The sequence below is a fragment of the Mycobacterium sp. GA-1841 genome (assembly GCF_001954135.1).
Taxonomy (GTDB): domain Bacteria; phylum Actinomycetota; class Actinomycetes; order Mycobacteriales; family Mycobacteriaceae; genus Mycobacterium.
Map to the genome: position 1 here is coordinate 34,594 of NZ_MBEQ01000081.1, position 20,500 is coordinate 55,093.

18 protein-coding genes and 1 pseudogene are annotated in these 20,500 nt (G+C 66.1%); 14 read left to right on the forward strand and 5 right to left on the reverse strand.

The genetic code is table 11. The annotated features are described in order from the left end of the window. The first annotated feature begins 96 nt into the window (after positions 1 to 96). From pyrR to pyrF, 7 genes are read left to right on the forward strand one after another with little or no spacing between them, the layout of a single operon-like run. Positions 97 to 654 carry a bifunctional pyr operon transcriptional regulator/uracil phosphoribosyltransferase PyrR gene (gene pyrR, locus A5740_RS19430; protein ID WP_076196674.1) on the forward strand — a complete coding sequence of 186 codons (558 nt, stop codon included), beginning with the start codon at positions 97 to 99 and terminating at the stop codon, positions 652 to 654. Continuing rightward, positions 651 to 1,604 carry an aspartate carbamoyltransferase catalytic subunit gene (locus A5740_RS19435; protein WP_076196676.1) on the forward strand — a complete coding sequence of 318 codons (954 nt, stop codon included), beginning with the start codon at positions 651 to 653 and terminating at the stop codon, positions 1,602 to 1,604. The genes pyrR and A5740_RS19435 overlap by 4 nt, the downstream gene beginning before the upstream one ends. Then, positions 1,601 to 2,926 (forward strand): dihydroorotase, encoded by a 1,326-nt coding sequence (locus tag A5740_RS19440; protein ID WP_076196678.1) that lies wholly within the window; start codon positions 1,601 to 1,603, stop codon positions 2,924 to 2,926. The genes A5740_RS19435 and A5740_RS19440 overlap by 4 nt, the downstream gene beginning before the upstream one ends. Further along, positions 2,923 to 3,423: a transporter gene (locus A5740_RS19445; RefSeq protein ID WP_076196680.1), complete on the forward strand. Its 501-nt coding sequence runs from the start codon at positions 2,923 to 2,925 to the stop codon at positions 3,421 to 3,423. Before A5740_RS19440 ends, A5740_RS19445 begins: the two co-directional genes overlap by 4 nt. After that, positions 3,420 to 4,610 carry a glutamine-hydrolyzing carbamoyl-phosphate synthase small subunit gene (gene carA / locus A5740_RS19450; RefSeq protein WP_076196682.1) on the forward strand — a complete coding sequence of 397 codons (1,191 nt, stop codon included), beginning with the start codon at positions 3,420 to 3,422 and terminating at the stop codon, positions 4,608 to 4,610. Before A5740_RS19445 ends, carA begins: the two co-directional genes overlap by 4 nt. Further along, positions 4,610 to 7,963, forward strand: a complete 3,354-nt coding sequence (carB, locus tag A5740_RS19455; RefSeq protein ID WP_076196684.1) for a carbamoyl-phosphate synthase large subunit — start codon at positions 4,610 to 4,612, stop codon at positions 7,961 to 7,963. The genes carA and carB overlap by 1 nt, the downstream gene beginning before the upstream one ends. A gap of 2 nt (positions 7,964 to 7,965) precedes the next feature. Further along, the gene (gene pyrF, locus A5740_RS19460; protein WP_076196686.1) at positions 7,966 to 8,778 is read left to right on the forward strand and encodes an orotidine-5'-phosphate decarboxylase; all 813 of its coding nucleotides are present in this window, start codon (positions 7,966 to 7,968) and stop codon (positions 8,776 to 8,778) included. A gap of 305 nt (positions 8,779 to 9,083) precedes the next feature. Here the strand turns inward: pyrF and A5740_RS29175 are convergent, their stop codons facing one another. Beyond that, positions 9,084 to 9,605 carry a hypothetical protein gene (locus tag A5740_RS29175; protein WP_076196754.1) on the reverse strand — a complete coding sequence of 174 codons (522 nt, stop codon included), beginning with the start codon at positions 9,603 to 9,605 and terminating at the stop codon, positions 9,084 to 9,086. Positions 9,606 to 10,104: 499 nt separating this feature from the next. Between A5740_RS29175 and mihF the strand changes: the two genes are divergently transcribed. The 5 genes from mihF (at position 10,105) to metK (ending at position 14,046) form a co-directional block, all read left to right on the forward strand. Next, a complete protein-coding gene (gene mihF / locus A5740_RS19470; protein WP_003880790.1) occupies positions 10,105 to 10,419 on the forward strand; it encodes an integration host factor, actinobacterial type in 315 nt (104 codons plus the stop codon). A gap of 11 nt (positions 10,420 to 10,430) precedes the next feature. Beyond that, a complete protein-coding gene (gmk, locus tag A5740_RS19475) occupies positions 10,431 to 11,024 on the forward strand; it encodes a guanylate kinase (RefSeq protein WP_076196689.1) in 594 nt (197 codons plus the stop codon). 93 nt (positions 11,025 to 11,117) lie between these two features. Continuing rightward, a complete protein-coding gene (rpoZ, locus tag A5740_RS19480; protein ID WP_067768188.1) occupies positions 11,118 to 11,441 on the forward strand; it encodes a DNA-directed RNA polymerase subunit omega in 324 nt (107 codons plus the stop codon). An 18-nt stretch (positions 11,442 to 11,459) separates the two neighbouring features. Then, entirely contained in the window at positions 11,460 to 12,704 is a 1,245-nt protein-coding gene (gene coaBC, locus A5740_RS19485; protein WP_076196691.1) for a bifunctional phosphopantothenoylcysteine decarboxylase/phosphopantothenate--cysteine ligase CoaBC, read from the forward strand. 142 nt (positions 12,705 to 12,846) lie between these two features. Then, positions 12,847 to 14,046, forward strand: a complete 1,200-nt coding sequence (gene metK / locus A5740_RS19490) for a methionine adenosyltransferase (RefSeq protein WP_076196693.1) — start codon at positions 12,847 to 12,849, stop codon at positions 14,044 to 14,046. Between the two features lie 76 nt (positions 14,047 to 14,122). Here metK and A5740_RS19495 read toward each other — a convergent pair whose 3' ends face one another. The 4 genes and pseudogenes from A5740_RS19495 to A5740_RS19510 all read right to left on the reverse strand — a co-directional run bounded on the left by A5740_RS19495 (position 14,123) and on the right by A5740_RS19510 (position 17,892). Further along, complete coding sequence (locus tag A5740_RS19495; RefSeq protein WP_076196695.1) at positions 14,123 to 15,595, reverse strand: NAD(P)/FAD-dependent oxidoreductase; 1,473 nt, start codon at positions 15,593 to 15,595, stop codon at positions 14,123 to 14,125. Continuing rightward, a pseudogene (locus tag A5740_RS19500) lies at positions 15,510 to 16,055 on the reverse strand (cytochrome P450); the annotation flags it as partial. The gene A5740_RS19495 and the pseudogene A5740_RS19500, both read right to left, overlap by 86 nt. Positions 16,056 to 16,082: 27 nt before the next feature. Beyond that, positions 16,083 to 16,967, reverse strand: a complete 885-nt coding sequence (locus A5740_RS19505; RefSeq protein WP_076196699.1) for a hypothetical protein — start codon at positions 16,965 to 16,967, stop codon at positions 16,083 to 16,085. A 433-nt stretch (positions 16,968 to 17,400) separates the two neighbouring features. Then, positions 17,401 to 17,892, reverse strand: coding sequence for a DUF805 domain-containing protein (locus A5740_RS19510; protein WP_076196700.1), 492 nt, complete (start codon positions 17,890 to 17,892; stop codon positions 17,401 to 17,403). A 210-nt stretch (positions 17,893 to 18,102) separates the two neighbouring features. Here A5740_RS19510 and A5740_RS19515 point away from each other — a divergent pair, with 210 nt between their 5' ends. Together A5740_RS19515 and A5740_RS19520 are read left to right on the forward strand one after the other, a co-directional pair. Then, positions 18,103 to 19,353 (forward strand): 26S protease regulatory subunit, encoded by a 1,251-nt coding sequence (locus tag A5740_RS19515; RefSeq protein WP_076196701.1) that lies wholly within the window; start codon positions 18,103 to 18,105, stop codon positions 19,351 to 19,353. Next, a complete protein-coding gene (locus tag A5740_RS19520) occupies positions 19,350 to 20,492 on the forward strand; it encodes a tetratricopeptide repeat protein (protein ID WP_139335234.1) in 1,143 nt (380 codons plus the stop codon). Before A5740_RS19515 ends, A5740_RS19520 begins: the two co-directional genes overlap by 4 nt. Positions 20,493 to 20,500: the final 8 nt, after the last annotated feature.

The following is a 20,500-nucleotide window of genomic DNA, read 5'->3' on the forward strand; positions in this document are numbered from 1 at the left end:
CGCGGCGGCCCGTTGCGGGCCTGCTAAGCTACGGGGCAGTTCGACGTCCTTTAACGATCCGTCCCGAGAGGCGGAGAAGGAGGTCAGAGTCACTTCATGGGCTCTTCAGGTACCGACCGGGAATTGCTGTCTGCGGCGGACGTCGGCCGCACCATTTCCCGGATCGCGCATCAGATCATCGAGAAGACCGCGCTGGACGATCCAGCCGAGCGTGAGCGCGTCGTCCTTCTCGGAATCCCCACTCGCGGTGTGACGTTGGCCACCCGGCTGGCCGCCAAGATCGACGAGTTCGCCGGCATCGAGGTCGCGCACGGCGCCTTGGACATCACGCTCTACCGCGATGACCTCAACTTCAAGCCGCCGCGTCCGCTGGAGTCGACCTCGATCCCGCCCGGCGGTATCGACGACGCCGTGGTGATCTTGGTCGATGACGTCCTGTTTTCCGGGCGCTCGGTGCGTTCGGCGCTGGACGCACTGCGCGATGTCGGGCGCCCCCGGGTGGTGCAACTCGCGGTGCTCGTCGACCGTGGTCACCGGGAGTTGCCGATCCGTGCCGATTACGTCGGGAAAAACGTGCCGACCTCGCGCAGCGAAAGCGTCCATGTGCTGTTGTCCGAGCACGACGACCGTGACGGAGTGGTGATTTTGAAATGACGACACGTCATCTGCTGGCGGCCGGGGATCTCACCCGTGAGGACGCGACGGCGATCCTGGATGACGCCGACCGCTTCCGCGAGGCGCTGCTGGGCCGTGAGGTCAAAAAGCTGCCGACGCTTCGCGGCCGCACCATCATCACCATGTTCTACGAGAACTCCACCCGGACCCGGGTGTCGTTCGAGGTCGCGGGCAAGTGGATGAGCGCCGACGTGATCAATGTCAGCTCGTCGGGATCCTCGGTGGGCAAAGGAGAATCGCTGCGCGACACCGCGCTGACGCTGCGGGCCGCCGGAGCCGATGCGCTGATCATCCGTCATCCGGCCTCGGGGGCGGCTCAACAGCTCGCCGAGTGGACCGCGGAGGAGAGCGGCGGACCGTCTGTCATCAATGCCGGCGACGGCACGCATGAGCATCCGACCCAGGCGCTGCTCGATGCGCTGACGATCCGGCAACGTCTCGGCGGCATCGAAGGCAGGCGGGTGGTCATCGTCGGCGACGTGCTGCACAGCCGGGTGGCCCGCTCCAACGTGACGCTGCTGAACACCCTCGGCGCTGAGGTGGTGTTGGTGGCACCCCCGACGCTGTTGCCGACCGGTGTCGCCGACTGGCCGGTCGCGGTGTCTGCCGACCTCGACGCTGAATTGCCGGCGGCGGACGCGGTATTGATGCTGCGCGTACAGGCCGAGCGGATGAACGGGGCGTTCTTCCCGTCGGCACGCGAGTACTCGGTGCGATACGGGTTGTCGGAAAAACGTCAGGCCATGCTGCCCGGCAATGCCGTGGTGCTGCATCCGGGTCCGATGGTGCGAGGCATGGAGATCGCGTTTCCTGTCGCCGATTCTTCGCAATCCGCTGTCTTGCAACAGGTTTCAAACGGTGTTCACGTGCGGATGGCAGTGTTGTTCCATCTGCTGGTGGGTGCGGATCGGGAGGCGATCAGCGTATGACGCAACAGGTACTCATTCGCGGGGTGCGTCTCTACGGCGAGGGTGAACAGGTTGACGTTCTGATCGCCGACGGGCAGATCACCGAAATCGGTCCCGGGATCGGTTCCGATGCACCCGACCGCGCGGAGGTGATCGAGGCCACCGGTCAGGTGCTGCTGCCCGGATTCGTCGATCTGCACACCCACCTGCGCGAGCCGGGCCGGGAATACGCCGAGGACATCGAAACCGGTTCGGCCGCAGCGGCCCTGGGCGGTTACACCGCGGTATTCGCCATGGCCAACACCGACCCGGTGGCCGACTCGCCGGTGGTCACCGACCACGTGTGGAACCGCGGCCAGCAGGTCGGCCTGGTCGACGTGCACCCGGTCGGTGCCGTCACCGTCGGCCTCAAGGGCAAGCAACTGACCGAGATGGGCCTGATGGCAGACGGTGTCGGCCAGGTCCGGATGTTCTCCGACGACGGTGTCTGTGTTGACGATCCGCTGGTGATGCGGCGCGCGCTGGAATACGCCACCGGCCTCGGGGTACTCATCGCCCAGCACGCCGAGGAACCACGGCTGACCGTGGGTGCGGTTGCCCACGAGGGGTCCAATGCCGCCAAACTCGGGTTGGCCGGCTGGCCGCGCTCGGCCGAGGAGTCGATCGTCGCCCGTGACGCGATCCTGGCCCGCGATGCCGGGGCCCGGGTGCACATCTGCCACGCCTCCACCGCGGGCACCGTGGAATTGTTGAAATGGGCCAAAGCGCAGGGTATTTCGATCACCGCCGAAGTGACCCCGCATCACCTGCTGCTCGATGACGGTCGGTTGGCCAGTTACGACGGGCGCAACCGGGTGAACCCGCCACTGCGGGAGGCCGGTGACGCCGAGGCGCTGCGCCGAGCTTTGGCGGACGGGGTCATCGACTGTGTGGCCACCGACCACGCCCCGCACGCCGAACACGAGAAGTGTTGCGAGTTCTCGGTGGCCCGTCCCGGGATGCTCGGACTGCAGACCGCGTTGTCGGTGGTGGTGGAGACCATGGTGCAGCCCGGACTGTTGACCTGGCGCGGAGTGGCCAAGGTGATGAGCGAGGCCCCGGCGGCCATCGTGGGCCTGCCCGATCAGGGCCGGCCGTTGGAAGTGGGGGAGCCGGCCAACCTCACCGTGGTCGATCCCGACGCGACCTGGACGGTGGCAGGCGACGAGCTCGCCAGCCGGTCGGACAACACCCCGTTCGAGTCGATGACGCTGCCGGCGACGGTGACCGCCACCTTGCTGCGCGGCCGGATCACGGCGTTGGACGGCAAAGCGTCGGCGGCGGGGCTGGGGTCGACGCGGTGAACACTCCCACGCTGATCGCCTCGCTGGTGCTGGCGGCCCTGCTGGCCGTGCTGATCGCGTTTCTGATCCGCCAGATGATGCGCGGGTGGCTGCATCGTGCCCAGCGTCAGGCCGAGATGATCGGCACCCTGCCGCCGCTGCCCGACACCGTCGGCGCGGCGCTCATCCGGCCCACCAAGGGCATGTATGTCGGCAGCACGGTGGTGCCGCACTGGAACGACAAGGTGGCCGCCGGCGGCCTGGGTTTTCGGGCCAAGGCGGTGCTGACCCGCTATCCCGAGGGAATCATGATGCAGCGCAGCGGTGCCGGGCCGGTGTGGATTCCCGACGAATCGATCGTCGCGATCCGCACCGAGCGGGGGATCGCAGGAAAAGCATTGACGCACGACGGAATTCTGGCCATCAGGTGGCGGCTGCCCTCGGGCACCGAGATCGACACCGGGTTCCGCGCAGACAACCGCGCAGAGTACGACCGCTGGCTGGAGGAAGAGGCATGACGAGCAACACGCACACGAGCAACGCAACGGCGGCGGGCCGCCAATCAGGCAAAGCGGTTCTGGTACTCGAGGACGGGCGCGTCTTCACCGGTACGCCATTCGGCGCCGTCGGCTTGACCCTCGGCGAGGCGGTGTTCTCCACCGGTATGTCGGGTTACCAGGAAACACTCACCGATCCCAGCTATCACGGCCAGATCGTGGTCGCCACCGCGCCGCAGATCGGCAACACGGGCTGGAACGACGAGGACGGCGAAAGCCGCGGGGACAAGATCTGGGTGGCGGGGTACGCGGTGCGCGACCCCTCGCCCCGCGCGTCGAATTGGCGCGCCACCGGAACTCTCGATGACGAGTTGGCGCGACAGGGCATCGTCGGCATCGCCGGTATCGACACCCGAGCCGTGGTCCGCCACCTGCGTACCCGCGGATCGATGAAGGCCGGGGTGTTCAGCGGAGCCGCGTTGGCGGCGACATCGGGCTCAGGTGAGGCCTCCGTCGACGAGTTGGTGGCCCGGGTGCTGGACCAGCCCTCGATGCTGGGGGCGGATCTCGCCGGGCAGGTCAGCACCGACGCCGGTTACGTGGTGGAACCGGAAGGCCCGCACCGGTTCACCGTTGCCGCGGTCGACCTGGGGATCAAGACCAACACCCCACGCAACTTCGCGCGCCGGGGCATCCGGAGCCATGTATTGCCGTCGTCGGTCAGCTTCGACGCGATCGCCGACCTCAAACCCGACGGGGTGTTCCTGTCCAACGGCCCCGGCGACCCGGCCACCGCCGACCACATCGTCGAGGTGACCCGTCAGGTGCTCGGTGCGGGAATCCCGTTGTTCGGCATCTGCTTCGGCAACCAGATCCTCGGCCGCGCGCTGGGCCGCTCGACCTACAAGATGGTCTTCGGGCACCGCGGCATCAACATCCCGGTGATCGACCACATCACCGGCCGGGTGGCGATCACCGCCCAGAACCACGGCTTCGCGCTGGAAGGCGAAGCGGGGGAGACGTTCGACACTCCCTTCGGCGCCGCGGAGGTCAGCCACACCTGCGCCAACGACGGTGTGGTGGAAGGGATCCGGCTGGCCAACGGTCGGGCCTTCTCGGTCCAGTACCACCCTGAGGCCGCCGCCGGACCGCACGACGCGAACTACCTGTTCGACCAGTTCATCGATCTGATGGCAGGAGAGAAGTAATGCCACGCCGCTCTGACCTCAACCATGTGCTGGTGATCGGGTCCGGCCCGATCGTCATCGGACAGGCCTGCGAATTCGACTATTCGGGCACCCAGGCCTGCCGGGTGCTGCGGTCCGAGGGCATCCAGGTCAGCCTGATCAACTCCAACCCGGCGACGATCATGACCGACCCGGAGTACGCCGACCACACCTACGTCGAACCCATCACGCCGGATTTCGTCGAGAAGGTGCTCGCGCAGCATGCCGAGCGCGGCAACAAGATCGACGCCGTGCTGGCCACGCTCGGTGGCCAGACCGCGCTGAACACCGCCGTCGCCCTGCACGATCGCGGCATCCTGGAAAAGTACGGGGTCGAGCTCATCGGCGCCGACTTCGAGGCCATCCAGCGTGGCGAGGACCGGCAGAAGTTCAAGGACATCGTCGCCAAGGTGGGCGGTGAATCCGCCAGGAGCCGAGTCTGTTTCACCATGGACGAGGTGCGTGAGACCGTGGCCGACCTGGGTCTGCCCGTCGTGGTGCGACCCAGCTTCACCATGGGCGGGCTCGGTTCCGGCATGGCATATTCGGCCGAGGATGTGGAGCGGATGGCCGGTGACGGCCTGGCCGCCTCCCCGTCGGCGAACGTGCTGATCGAGGAATCCATCTACGGATGGAAGGAATTCGAGCTCGAGCTGATGCGCGACGGCCGCGACAACGTGGTGGTGGTGTGCTCGATCGAGAACTTCGACCCGATGGGCGTACACACCGGCGACTCGGTGACCGTGGCCCCGGCGATGACGCTGACCGACCGCGAATACCAGACGATGCGCAGCCTGGGCATCGACATCCTGCGCGAGGTCGGCGTCGACACCGGCGGCTGCAACATCCAGTTCGCGGTCAACCCCCGCGACGGCCGTCTGATCGTCATCGAGATGAACCCGCGGGTGTCCCGGTCCTCGGCGCTGGCGTCGAAGGCCACCGGCTTCCCGATCGCCAAGATCGCGGCCAAGCTGGCCATTGGCTACACCCTCGACGAGATCCTCAACGACATCACCAAAGAGACCCCGGCCTGCTTCGAGCCCACGCTGGATTACGTCGTGGTCAAGGCGCCACGGTTCGCGTTCGAGAAGTTCCCCGGCGCCGACGCCACCCTGACCACCACGATGAAGTCGGTCGGTGAGGCGATGTCGTTGGGCCGCAACTTCATCGAGGCGCTCGGCAAGGTGATGCGGTCGTTGGAGACCAGCCGGGCCGGGTTCTGGACCGGTCCCGACCCGGACCTGACGGTCGACGAAGTCCTGGAAGGCCTGCGCACCGCGGTGGACGGCCGGCTCTACGACATCGAATACGCCCTGCGGCTGGGTGCCAGCGTCGAGCAGGTGGCCGAGGCCTCCGGCGTCGACCCGTGGTTCATCGAGCAGATCGCCGGACTGGTCGCGCTGCGCGTCGAACTGCTGGAAGCGCCGGTCCTTGATGCCGAACTGTTGCGTCGGGCCAAGCACAACGGGCTGTCGGACCGCCAGATCGCCGCGCTGCGACCGGAACTGGCCGGCGAGTCGGGTGTGCGCGCGTTGCGCCGCCGGCTGGGAATCCACCCGGTGTACAAGACCGTGGACACCTGTGCGGCCGAGTTCGACGCCAAGACGCCCTACCACTACAGCAGCTACGAACTCGATCCCGCGGCCGAGACCGAGGTCGCTCCCCAGATCGAAAAACCCAAGGTGTTGATCCTGGGCTCCGGGCCCAACCGCATCGGCCAGGGCATCGAGTTCGACTACAGCTGTGTGCATGCCGCGACGACGCTGAGCGCGGTGGGCTTCGAGACCGTGATGGTCAACTGCAACCCCGAGACGGTGTCCACCGACTACGACACCGCCGACCGGTTGTACTTCGAACCGCTCACCTTCGAGGACGTGCTCGAGGTCTATTACGCCGAGGACACCTCCGGTAAGGGGGACGACGGGTCCGGACCCGGTGTGGTCGGCGTCATCGTGCAACTCGGCGGCCAGACCCCACTGGGGCTCGCCAAGCGTCTGGAGGAGGCCGGCGTCCCGATCGTGGGTACCGGGCCCGACGCCATCGACCTGGCCGAGGATCGTGGCTTGTTCGGCGAGGTCCTGGTCAACGCGGGCCTGCCGGCCCCGCGGTTCGGCACCGCCACCAGCTTCGAGCAGGCCCGTCGGATCGCGTCGGACATCGGCTACCCGGTGCTGGTGCGTCCCTCCTACGTGCTCGGCGGTCGCGGCATGGAGATCGTCTACGACGAGGCGACCCTGGAGGGCTACATCGCCCGCGCCACCCAGTTGTCCCCGGAACACCCGGTGCTGGTCGACCGGTTCCTCGAAGACGCGATCGAGATCGACGTCGACGCGTTGTGCGACGGCAGCGAGGTGTATATCGGCGGGATCATGGAGCACATCGAGGAGGCCGGCATCCATTCCGGCGACTCGGCGTGCGCCCTGCCCCCGGTGACCCTGGGCCGCAGCGACATCGAAGCGGTGCGCCGCGCCACCGAGGCCATCGCCCATGGCATCGGCGTGGTCGGTCTGCTCAACGTCCAATACGCGCTCAAGGACGACGTGCTCTACGTGCTGGAGGCCAACCCGCGCGCCAGCCGCACCGTGCCGTTCGTCTCCAAGGCGACCGCGGTGCCGCTGGCCAAGGCTTGTTCCCGGGTGATGCTGGGCGCCACGGTCGCGGAGCTGCGCGCCGAAGGGATGTTGAACAAGACCGGGGACGGGGCCACCATCGCCCGCAACGCCCCGGTCGCGGTCAAGGAAGCCGTGTTGCCGTTCCACCGGTTCCGCCGCGCCGACGGCGCCCAGATCGACAACCTGCTCGGACCGGAGATGAAGTCCACCGGCGAGGTGATGGGCATCGACCACGACTTCGGTACCGCGTTCGCCAAGAGCCAGACCGCCGCCTACGGGTCGCTGCCGACCTCGGGCACCGTGTTCGTGTCGGTGGCCAACCGCGACAAGCGTTCCCTGGTGTTCCCGGTCAAGCGACTGGCGGATCTCGGGTTCCGGGTGCTGGCCACGGAGGGCACCGCAGAGATGCTGCGCCGCAACGGTATTCCGTGTGACGAAGTGCGTAAACACTCAGAGCAGCCCAGCGGAACTGGCGACCTGCCGTCCTCGGTCGACGCCATCAAGGCCGGCGAGGTGGACATGGTGATCAACACCCCGTACGGAAACTCCGGGCCCCGCGTCGACGGGTACGAGATCCGTTCGGCCGCCGTGTCGATGAACATTCCCTGCGTGACCACGGTGCAGGGCGCCTCGGCCGCGGTGCAGGGCATCGAGGCGGCCATCCGTGGCGACATCGGCGTGATGTCGCTGCAGGAGCTGCACAGCGAGTTGGAATCGCGCTGACGATGGACGCTTTCGGGGAACGGTTGGCCGCCGCGGTATCGGAGCGGGGGCCGCTGTGCCCCGGCATCGATCCGCATCCCGAGCTGCTGAGGGCGTGGGGCCTTTCCGCCGACCCGGACGGACTGGCCGCATTCTGCGACATCTGCGTGACGGCGTTCGCCGGATTCGCGATCGTCAAGCCCCAGGTGGCGTTCTTCGAGGCGTACGGTTCGGCGGGGTTCGCGGTGCTGGAGCACACCATGGCGGCGTTGCGCCAGGCCGGTGTGCTGGTGCTCGCCGACGCCAAACGCGGCGACATCGGCTCCACCATGGCGGCCTACGCCGCGGCCTGGGCCGCCGACGCGCCCTTGGCGGCGGACGCCGTCACCGCGTCGCCCTATCTGGGCTTCGGTTCCCTGCAGCCGTTGTTGGACACCGCTGCCGCCCATGGTCGGGGCGTGTTCGTCCTGGCTGCCACCTCCAATCCGGAGGGACCGAGTGTCCAGCAGGCGGTGGCCGGGTCGCGCACTGTTGCGCAGTCGATCGTCGACGACGTCGCTGCGGTGAACCGAGAGGCCGGCGGGTCCACCGGTTCGGTCGGTGTCGTGGTCGGGGCGACCGTGACCGAACCCCCGGATCTGAGCGCATTGGGCGGGCCGGTCCTGGTGCCCGGGGTCGGCGCCCAGGGTGGGCGTGCCGATGCGCTGGGCGGCCTGGGCGGGGCCCGGTTGGTATTGCCCGCGGTATCCCGTGAGGTGCTGCGCAAGGGGCCCGCGGTGGCCGATCTGCGAGCTGCGGCCGAACGCTTGCGCGACGAGGTCGCCTATCTGGCCTGACTGGTCCACGCGCATGAGCCAGTGAGCTGAGTTGGGTACGAAAACGGCGGTCTGCCACCAAGGCAGACCGCCGTTTTCGTCGTGTCGCTGCGCCGTTTTCTACGCCTGGGTCGTGGTCGTCGCGTTAGTGCGACCCTGCGGTAGAAAGCGATGACGGCGTCGAGAAGTCGCTGCGCCGTTTCTACGCCTGGGTCGTGGTCGCCGCGTTAGTGCGACCCTGCGGTAGAAAGCGATGACCGGTAGAGAAGCGGCCGAGCGCAATCAATTTGAGCCCGGTGCCGCCAGCCGTGTCGCCGCGCAGCGGTTTACAGCGGAATCCAGATACCGAACAGCCAGAAGCCCCAGTTGTTGAACTGCTGGTTGAAGAACGGCGTCACCCAATGCCCGTTGTAGTTGAACGGTTGGTGGTCGAACCGGCCCTGGTCCATGCCGCGCCACGCCAGATCCGGGGGCGGCGGGCCCCAGTGCCGGCCACGGTCGTCGGGTCCGCCAGGCCCACCGGGGCCTCCTGGCCCACCAGGCCCGCCTGGGCCGCGGTCACCGGGACCGCCCGGACCACCCGGACCACCAGGCCCTCCTGGGCCGCGTTCGCCGGGACCACCAGGCCCTCCTGGTCCGCGGTCACCCGGTCCGCCGGGTCCTCCTGGGCCGCGGTCACCGGGACCACCCGGACCGCCCGGACCACCTGGTCCGCCGGGTCCCTGGCAGTTGCCGAAGCCGCACGGCGGCCCGGGCTGGGCCGCGGCCATCCCGGCCCCGCCCGAAAGGGCAGCCGCTCCGAGTGCCACGGCGACGGCAGAAGCGCAGGTCAAGCGCTTGATGTTCATGTTCAGCATCCCTTCACGGGCGTGGAATGCCCGATCAGGTGACACTATTTAGACGAGCTGTGTAATCGCTATGTGGCAATTAGGTGTCGGTTAGGCGTGACCCAAGGCACGCGTCTGACGTGCGCGTCACCGGTTCCGACACGCCCGACACGCCGTGACCAGCGAAAATTTTCTCCAGGCCGCGATGACTACCGGTCGCGCACCCTCGGCCGCGAGGGTATGGAGACTCTTGGTCTGTCCACCGGTACGTCGAAAACCATTGACGTGCAGGAATATCCGCTCCGAGTGACTGGCGCGGTCGGCGGACGCCGACGATTTCGGCGGAAAACGGCGGGTCGCCGGAGCGCACTACACGCTGGGCTTTTAGCGCCGTAACCAGGGGGTGGGGTTAGCTTTCGTCAGCCAGCGTGGGTAGGTTCGTCGTCGCTGGCTGGTTTCCACTCCAGCCGTACAAAACAAGTGATGGCCGAAGAAGAATCGCCAGGAGACGGAGGAACCCGTGGCCCTTCCCCAGTTGACCGACGAACAGCGCGCGGCAGCGTTGGAGAAGGCTGCCGCCGCACGTCGAGCGCGAGCCGAGCTCAAGGATCGACTCAAGCGCGGCGGCACCAACCTCAAGCAGGTGCTCACCGACGCCGAGACCGATGAGGTCTTGGGCAAGATGAAGGTCTCCGCTCTGCTGGAGGCCCTGCCCAAGGTCGGCAAGGTCAAGGCGCAGGAGATCATGACCGAGCTGGAGATCGCCCCGACCCGCCGTCTGCGCGGCCTCGGCGATCGTCAGCGCAAGGCCCTCCTGGAGAAGTTCGACCAGTAGAGACGCCCGCATTGTGCGCAGGTAGAGGGGCCGGACAACGCCCTGCGACGGCTTCCGTCGTCGTGTTGTCCGGTCCCTCAGCCGTCGGGAAATCCACCGTGGTCCGCTGTCTGCGGGAGCGGATTCCCGACCTGTATTTCTCCGTCTCGGTCACGACCAGGGCGCCGCGGCCGGGAGAAGTCGACGGTGTCGACTACACATTCGTCTCCGCCGATCAGTTCCAGCAGTTGATCGACGATGGTGAGCTGCTGGAATGGGCTGAAATCCATGGGGGGTTGCACCGCTCGGGGACGCCGGCCAAGCCGGTGCGGGAAGCCACCCAGGCCGGCCGGCCGGTGCTCATCGAGGTCGATCTGGCCGGGGCGCGGGCGGTAAAACAGGCCATGCCCGAGGTGGTGTCGGTGTTCCTGGCGCCGCCGAGCTGGGACGAACTGGTCAAGAGATTGTCCAGCCGAGGCACCGAGACGGCCGAGGTGATGGCCCGGCGCCTGGAGACGGCCAAGGCCGAGATGGCCGCGAAATCTGACTTTGACCAGGTCGTGGTAAACCGCCAGTTGGATTCTGCATGCGCCGAATTGGTATCCTTGCTGGTGGACAGTCGCTGAATGACCGTGCCGGGACCGACGCGATCGGATCCGCGAGCCACCAGCGCGCTGTTTAGAAACGCATTTACCCCAAAACCGCCAGGAGACTTTTTAGTGAGCACCCCGCACGCCGACGCGCAGCTGGCCGCTGCGGACGACTTGGGTATCGATTCGTCTGCCGCCAGCGCCTACGACACGCCGCTGGGCATCACCAACCCGCCCATCGACGAGTTGCTGGACCGCGCCTCGAGCAAGTACGCGCTGGTGATCTACGCCGCCAAGCGGGCGCGCCAGATCAACGATTACTACAACCAGTTGGGCGACGGCATCCTTGAGTACGTCGGCCCGCTGGTCGAGCCTGGCCTGCAGGAGAAGCCGCTGTCGATTGCGATGCGGGAGATCCACGAGGACCTGCTCGAGCACACCGAGGGCGAGTAGCCAGGGCCGGGGCGGCACGTGAGCGCGCGCAAGCGAATCGTCGTCGGAGTCGCCGGCGGCATCGCCGCCTACAAGGCGTGCACCCTGGTCCGCCAACTCACTGAGGCCGGCCACTCCGTGCGGGTGCTGCCCACCGAGTCGGCACTCCGCTTCGTCGGTGCCGCCACGTTCGAAGCCCTTTCCGGCAACCCCGTCAACACGGGTGTCTTCACCGATGTGCACGAGGTGCCGCACGTCCGTATCGGCCAGGAAGCCGATCTCGTGGTGGTGGCGCCTGCGACGGCCGATCTGCTGGCCCGTGCCGTGGCCGGACGAGCCGACGATCTGCTGACCGCCACGCTGCTGACCGCGCGATGTCCGGTGCTGTTCGCGCCGGCCATGCACACCGAGATGTGGTTTCATTCGGCCACCGTCGACAACGTCGCCACCTTGCGCCGTCGGGGTGCGGTGGTGCTGGAACCGGCCTCTGGACGGCTCACCGGCGCCGACAGCGGTGCAGGACGGCTGCCTGAGGCCGAAGAGATCACCACGTTCGCGCAGTTGCTGCTGGAGCGCGGTGACGCGCTGCCCTACGACCTGGCCGGGGTCAAGGCACTGGTGACCGCCGGTGGTACCCGCGAACCCCTCGATCCCGTGCGATTCATCGGCAACCGCAGCTCCGGCAAGCAGGGTTACGCCGTGGCCCGGGTGATGGCTCAACGCGGGGCCGACGTCACGCTGATCGCGGGCAACACCGCAGGCCTGGTCGATCCGGCCGGCGTCGAGGTCGTCCACATCGGCTCGGCGGGGCAATTGCGCGACGCGGTGTCCAAGTACGCCCCCGACGCCAACGTTCTGGTGATGGCCGCTGCGGTCGCGGACTTCCGGCCCGCTCAGGTGGCCACCAGCAAGATCAAAAAAGGTGCCTCCGAACCGAGTTCGATCGAACTCGTACGCAACGACGACATTCTCGCCGGCGCAGTGCGGGCCCGCGCCGAGGGGCAGTTGCCAAATATGCGTGCCATCGTCGGTTTCGCCGCGGAGACCGGCGATGCCAACGGCGATGTGCTGTTCCATGCCCGGGCCAAACTCCAGCGCAAGGGATGTGACCTGCTGGTGGTGAACGCAGTGGGGGACAACCGTGCCTTCGAGGTGGACCACAACGACGGTTGGTTGCTGAGCGCCGATGGCGCCGAGGTGGCCCTGGAGCACGGCTCGAAGACTCTGATGGCCACCCGTATCGTGGACTCGATCGCGGCATTCCTGGGCAAGTACGACGGGTGATCCGGCGTACGCATCACGGTGCGGATAAGGGTTGCGCAACTGCGTCCCAAGCGGTTGGGTTCAACAGGGCACAGATACCATTCGACTAACTAAGTAGTTTTGACTGAGAACGTTTCGTAATCGTCAAGGAAGGAAGCAGACCGTGAGCGAAGGTCGCCTGTTTACCAGTGAGTCGGTAACCGAAGGACATCCCGACAAGATCTGTGATGCGATCAGCGACTCGGTGCTCGACGCGCTGCTGGACCAGGATCCCAAGTCGCGGGTTGCGGTGGAGACGCTGGTCACCACGGGCCAGGTGCACGTCGCCGGTGAGGTCACCACCTCCGCCTATGCCGACATTCCCAAGATCGTGCGCGACCGAATCCTCGAGATCGGCTACGACTCCTCGACCAAGGGCTTCGACGGCGCGTCGTGCGGGGTGAACATCGCGATCGGCGCGCAGTCGCCCGACATCGCCCAGGGTGTGGACACCGCTCACGAGGCGCGGGTCGAGGGCGCCGGGGATCCGCTGGACTCGCAGGGCGCCGGTGATCAGGGCCTGATGTTCGGCTACGCGATCGGCGACACCCCCGAGCTGATGCCGCTGCCGATCGCGCTGGCCCACCGGCTGTCGCGGCGGCTGACCGAGGTGCGCAAGAACGGCGTGCTCGACTACCTGCGCCCGGACGGCAAGACCCAGGTCACCATCGCCTACGACGGCAAGACCCCCGTGCGGTTGGACACCGTGGTGCTCTCGACGCAGCACGCCGACGGCATCGACCTGGATGGTCAGCTCACCCCGGATATCCGGGAGAAGGTCGTCAACACCGTGCTGGCCGATCTCAACCACGAGACGCTGGACACCTCTGATTTCCGCCTGCTGGTCAACCCGACCGGCAAGTTCGTGCTCGGCGGGCCGATGGGTGACGCCGGTCTGACCGGCCGCAAGATCATCGTCGACACCTACGGGGGCTGGGCCCGTCACGGCGGCGGCGCCTTCTCCGGCAAGGATCCGTCAAAGGTGGACCGTTCGGCGGCGTACGCGATGCGCTGGGTGGCCAAGAACGTCGTCGCTGCCGGGCTGGCCGAGCGCGTCGAGGTCCAGGTTGCCTACGCCATCGGCAAGGCGGCCCCGGTCGGGCTGTTCGTCGAGACCTTCGGCACCGAGACCGTCGACCCGGCCCGCATCGAGAAGGCCATCAGCAGCGTGTTCGATCTGCGTCCCGGCGCGATCATCCGCGACCTGGACCTGCTGCGGCCCATCTACGCCCAGACTGCGGCCTACGGCCACTTCGGACGCACCGACATCGAGCTGCCCTGGGAGCAGCTCGACAAGGTCGAGGACCTGAAGGCCTCCGTCTAGTTTTTTGCCGAGCAGACACAAACCCGTACCGTTTCAGCCGAAAAGGTACGGGTTTGTGTCTGTTCGCGGGCTTGTTCTATGGGGTGAACGCGTAATCGTCCAGGGGGAAGCGGCGGCTGCGCCAGTAGGCCTCGAAGGTGGTGGCCGGCCGTAGCGGCACGTCCCCGTTGCGGTCGAAGTAGTAGCTGTTGGCCTGTGAACAGCTGTCCTGCCAGAAGATCTGGCGGTGACGCTTGCGCATCATCTCCGAGAAGTACCGGTCGTTGGCCTCCGGGCGGACCTCGACGCGGCGGGCCTGCTTCTTGTTGGCTTGGGCGATACAGCGCACCAGATGACGGGTCTGGGCCTCGATCAACGCGAAGTACGAGGATCCGACGTAGCCGTACGGGCCCATGACCGAAAAGAAATTCGCGAACCCCGGAACGCTGACACCTTCATAGGCCTGCATCCGGTGCTGCATCCAGAACTCGCTCAGCGTTTGCCCATCCGAACCGACGACCACGAACGGCAGCGCGTCGACATCCATCACCTTGAAACCGGTGGCCAGGATGAGCACATCGACGTCATGGCTTTCACCATCGGCGGTCGCCACACCCGAACCGGTGATCTTGTCGATCGGTTCGGTGACCAACCGCACGTTGTCCCGGTTGAAGGTGGCCAGATAGGTGTTGTGGAACCCGGGTCGTTTACATCCCACCGCGTAGCGCGGTGTGAGCTTGTCGCGTACCTCCGGGTCGTGCACCTGTTGCCGGAGGTAGGCCCTGCCCGCCGCGCCAGCCCGCTGGGCGAACGGGTTGACCGTGAAGTACTGCGCGGCCAGCGGGAAGGTGAACTCCACATACGCCTGGCTGAGCATCCGGTGCAGTGTCCGGCCGCCGGGCAGCCGCATGAGTCGGCGGGCGATCGGCGGGATCGGCACGTCGAATTTCGGGAAGCACCAGATGGGCGTGCGTTGAAACACCGTGAGCTGCTTGACCTTCGGGGCGATCTCGGGAATCACCTGAACCGCGGAGGCGCCGGTGCCGATGATCGCCACCCGCTTGCCGGTCAAGTCCTGGGTGTGATCCCACCGGGCTGTGTGCACCGTGGTCCCGGCGAAGGTGTCGACGCCGTCGATGTCGGGCAGCTTGGGGATGGTCAGCACCCCGCTGGCGTTGACCAGGAACCGGGACGTGAGGGTGTCTCCGGACTCCAGTTCGAGCCGCCACAGGTTCTTCTCGTCGTCGAACACCGCGCGGGTGACGGTGGTGCTGAACCGGATCCGGGGCCGCAGGCCGTACTTGTCCACGCAGGTGTCGGCGTAGGTGCGCAACTCGCTGCCGGGGGCATAGGTGCGCGACCATTTCCGCGATTGCTCGAACGAGAACTGATACGAGAACGACGGAATATCCACGGCCACACCGGGATAGGTGTTCCAAAACCAGGTGCCCCCGGCCCCGTCGCCGGCTTCGAGGATGAGGTAGTCATGCAGTCCCGCCTTGTCCAGCGCGATGGCGGTGCCGATGCCGGAGAATCCGGCACCGACGATGAGCGTGTGAAAGTCGGGCATGGGTCGCCTCCCGGCTGCGGCCGATCATGTGGACACCGTGTGTGGGTTGCACTCTCAACCTAGTCTCCGTCTCCACCGAGTGGCCAGGATCGAGATCGAAATCGAACCGTTGGCTCATGATCGCGGCGATCAACACCATCTCAATCAGGGCGAAACTGTGCCCGATGCAGACCCGGCGTCCACCGCCAACGGGATACAGGCCGAGCATGGGCGATTCTTGGTCGCCTCGCCCAGGGAACGGGCTGGGGTCAAACGTGTCCGGATCTGGCCGCCATCGTTTGTCGTGGTGGATCCGATAAGTCGGGATGATGACCGTCGTGCCCGAGCGGATGTGGTGGCGGTCGATTGCGTCGGGCTCGACTGCTTCGCGCGCGAAGATCCATACCGGAGAGTGACAACGCTGCGACTCCTGTGGACACGCAGTGGTCGACGCCATCCGGGTCAGTTCGCCTGCCGCGGGAGCCCGTCCGCTCCCGCAGTCGTTTCGTCATTTGATCTCCACCCAGGATGCCTCCGGCCCAAGGGCGGCATTGAACTCCGCAATCTGCGCCGGGGTTGTGTACGTGATGTCCAGATTCATGCTCTCCTGCGAGACGTAGAAGCGTTCAGCGCATTCTGGTGGGGCGAAGATCGGCGCCAATTGTTCGATCAGCCCGTCGGGTTGGTACTTGGCGTACACGGTGAAGGGCAGCGAGTACCGGGTGGTGTCCATCTCGAATTCGATGACGGCGTTGGGTATCGGGTCCAAGCTGGGGCGCTGATGGTCGTCGGTGGTGCCGAACCTGATCTGACGCAACGGGCCGGAATATCCGCTGATGCGTGCGAATTCACGCACGATCTCGAATGCATCGTCGTCGTAGAACTCCACCTGGTTGGTGAAGAACGCCAGGTGGCGAAGCGGTGGCACCCGCTCGTCCGCCAGCATTTCCAAAACCATCATCACCGAGTGGATATCCATGTCCTCGAATACGTCGGTGTGTTCGGCGCACTCGATGACTTCGTCATCGGATACTTCGCCGGGGTCGAGAATCCCCGCCGTTTCCAGCAGAGCGAACATCGCCAGCAGTTGTTCCTGAAGTTCAGGTGCAAGTGGGTGCCGCCATCGCGGCGGCGGGGGTCGGTTCGGGTCGGGTGGTGAGTACGGCGGTTCCTCATCGCGAGCTTCGAGAAACTCGTTGTAGGCCTGCCGTAGGCATCCGAGACCAAACGCGAGAATTCCCCACGCGACCAGTTGGTTCGGCATGGGGGTATTCGGGATCGTCCACAGCCCTAGCAATCCCATGCCGAGGCCGCACACCAAATAGAGCAGTGGACCGATCCAGCGCGTCCGGTACAGCACCTGATCAAAGAGGTCCGTCCACCGCGAGCTCACCGCGTAATCATGCCCGAACGGCGGATGCGGATTCGAAGATTCGAGTGCAGTCGGCTGGGTTGATCCGTCTTCAGGTGGCGTTGCCGGCTGCGCTCGGCTCGGCGCTCGCTGGGGGCACGGGCGTCGGAGAAAACACGCGAAAGTAGGGCGGGAGCGGAGAGATGCTGATATTTACCGTGTTTGGCGGAACGCCAGCTTCTGCGACGGGACGTAAACGAGTCTCTGGCGCACCTACGCGGAGGTGGTGGAGTCCACGCTGGGCTGCCGAAACGTCGGATGGGCGAGGGTTCGTGATCGAAGTCCACTCAGGTACCGTCCGCCTTACATCGGCCCGCCACGTTAAGGAACCCGTAGTTGACGAGAGATCAGTGCGGTTGTACGACAGCGTATTCGGATAGGAGTACAGCCGAGCGAATGCCTGATCGATCACATCTCATCCGGGAGCGGAGTCATAGTCGTAGTCATCGCGGCGGTCGAAGCGTTCACCAAGAGGTTTGGAGGGCAGCACGCCGAAGACAATCGCCAACACAGATCCGATGTAGGGCAAAAAGAGTAGGAGGCACATCCACCCCGACAAGTCGGCGTCATGGAGCCGGCGGACCATGAGTGCCCAGCTTGGAACCACGCACACCAATACGAATACTGCCACCGGCAGCAGGGACAGGCGTCCGAGCGCGCTGGGGTCTCCGGCTACGGCGACGATTGCCACGCAGAAGATGGTGACGGTTGCGATTGCCAGTTGGACCCACCAGTACTCACTGCGCGACGCGCGACCGGAGAAGCGTGCGTAACTGCGAAAGAACCGCGCCAGTGCCTGGCCAAATGTAGCCCCGTACAACGGCAGCGTCAGATCGCGTGGGTCCGTGGCACCGAGCGGCTCGGATGGATACTGCTCTTCGAACGACGTTTCCTCGCTGCGGGTCATTGATTCCTCTGCTCGATTATTCGGTTGTGCCACGGAACCGTCCTGTTCCGCTGTCCCATCCACGGGGGCTGAGATCAACGCGGACGGTACACCGTTGCCTGAAGCAATGGATGCAAATGAGCGGAGTACAAGCCAGCGCAGCAGGAGGTGATTACGCTATCGCTGCGGGTCTCACCGGAGGACCGTTTGCGGGTGGGAGGACGGCACTGAATGGCGGTAGACCCTCAGCTGCTGGCTGCGATCGACGGTGCGGTCCAGGCCGACCCGGCCAATCGAGCGCTGCGCCTGCATCTGGCAGATCTGCTCCTCGACGACGGCCAGTATGTCGCGGCACTCGGCCATTGCGAGCTGCTGCTCCAGCAGTCGCCCGGGGACGCCGATGCCTTGGCGCGCAAGAGCGCCGCCCTGGCCGGATTCGGCATGCCCGCACCCGCACCGCAACCGACCGCCCCCGAGCAGGGTGCACCCGCACCGCCACCATCGCCTGCGCCGGAGACGCCGCCTGCGACTCCGCTGTCTTCTGGGCAGAACGAAGCATGGGCCACAGCCGACGACGATGACGACGCCATCCCGGTCAGCGACTTGATGGAGATCGTCCGGCCGGAGCTCACACTCGACGATGTGGCCGGCATGGAGGACATCAAGCAACGGCTGCGGATGAGCTTTCTCGAACCTATGCGCAATGAGGAGCTGCGTAAGTCGTTCGGGCACGCGTTGCGGTCCAGCCTGCTGTTGTGGGGGCCGCCCGGTTGCGGCAAGACGTTCCTGGCGAAGTCGCTGGCCGGCGAACTCGGTCTGTTCTTCATCCACGTCGGCATCGCCGACATCCTCGACAAATGGCTTGGCAACAGCGAGCGCAACATCAAGAGCGTTTTCGATGAAGCCCGGCAGATGCGCCCCACCGTGTTGTTCATCGACGAGCTCGACGCACTCGGCCACAAGCGCGCCCAGACATCGAGCTTCATCCGCAGCATCGTCAATCAGTTGCTGCTGGAACTCGACGGGGCCACCAGCGACAACGAGGGAATTCTGGTGCTCGGGGCGACCAACCAGGTGTGGGATGTCGATCCCGCACTGTTGCGCCCCGGCCGCTTCGACCGCAAGGTGCTGGTGCTGCCGCCCGATCGTCCTGCCAGGGAGGCGATCCTTTCTCACCATCTGCGCACCAGCCCGACGGAGCGGCTGAACCTGTCCGCCGTCGCCGACCGTACCGAGGGGTACTCGGGCGCAGATTTGGCGGGTCTGTGCCGCCACGCCGTCGAGTTCGCGCTGCACGACTCGGTGCGACGCGGGTCCACCCAGCCGGTCAACCAACGTCACCTCGAGAAGGCATTCAAAGACACCCAAGCCAGCACGGCGTCCTGGTTCAGCCTGGCCCAGAACTACGTCGCGTTCGCCGAAAACAGCGAGGACTACACGGAACTCGATCGCTACCTCGCAAGGAGAAAGAAGCGGCGATGACGTCAATGGCCGAGCGTGCCGCGGAAAAGGTACGGATTCTCCTCGAACTCGACCGCAACGAGGAAGCCGCCCAGGCGGCACGCGCCGGATTGCAGAGCGACCCGAACAACGCCGGGCTGCTGGGTCTGCTTGCTTCCGCGCTGTATGCGAAAGGTCAGATGCGCGAGGCCCGCAAGTGGTCCGAACGCTCCCTGGCCATCGACCCGCACCAGGCCTCGGTCCATGACATCCGGGCGCGAGCCATCATCAACGGTGCGGGAAAGCCCAAGGAGGCGGTCGAATCTGCGACTGCGGCAGTGAAACTCGCGCACACCCGCGCGTACTACCGCTACACGCTGACCCGCGCTCAGCTCAAGGCCAAACAACGCAAGGCCGCGCAGGCGACCGCGGAGTCGATTCGCACCATCGCCCCGGCTTCGTCGTTGGGCCCGCTCTCGGAAGCGATCGTCGAGATCGACCGCGCGAGGTTCTTGAGAATTCATCCGCTGTGGGCAGTGATGGCTGTGCTGATAACTCGGGGTGCGGTCCTGATTTTCTGGGCGATCTGGTGGCTCTACGCGTACCTTCGGCGGCGCGGGCCGCTGCGGCGCGCCGACGCTCACCTCATGGAAGCGCTGCGACTCGACCCCGGCGACGCCTTCACCCATCGGGTTGCCGCCGAGGTCGCCCAGTACCGGTTCCGGTTCATCCGGGCCGTCGACTCCACTCTTGCCTCGGCAGCCATCGACGCCCACATGGTCGATCCGACCGAGCTGGCTCGGGGCGTCGTGCGCAGAACCGCTGGGATTGCGGCGGTGAGCTTCGTCTTCTGGTGTGTGCTTCTGCTCTCGACGCTCAGCTTCATCCCGTCCGCAGTCGCGACAGCTGTCCTCGGCACCGCACTCGTCGTCGCTGTCGCCGCGGGCGTCGTCTGGCTTTACGAGGAACAGACCAAACGGCTACCGCCAGGTGTCTTGCGACTCGTCCGTCGCCGCTGGGGCTTGCCTGCCACGGCGCTCGTGATGGCCACGTGGTTATTCATCGTCGCAGCGAGCAACACTCTGGACGTCGCGATACCAGCCGGTCTGGGAGCGGTGCTGCTGCTGGCCGGTTTCTGTGTGCTGACTGCGCGACTGGTGTCCGCCAGGCGCACCGGCTGACCTGAACT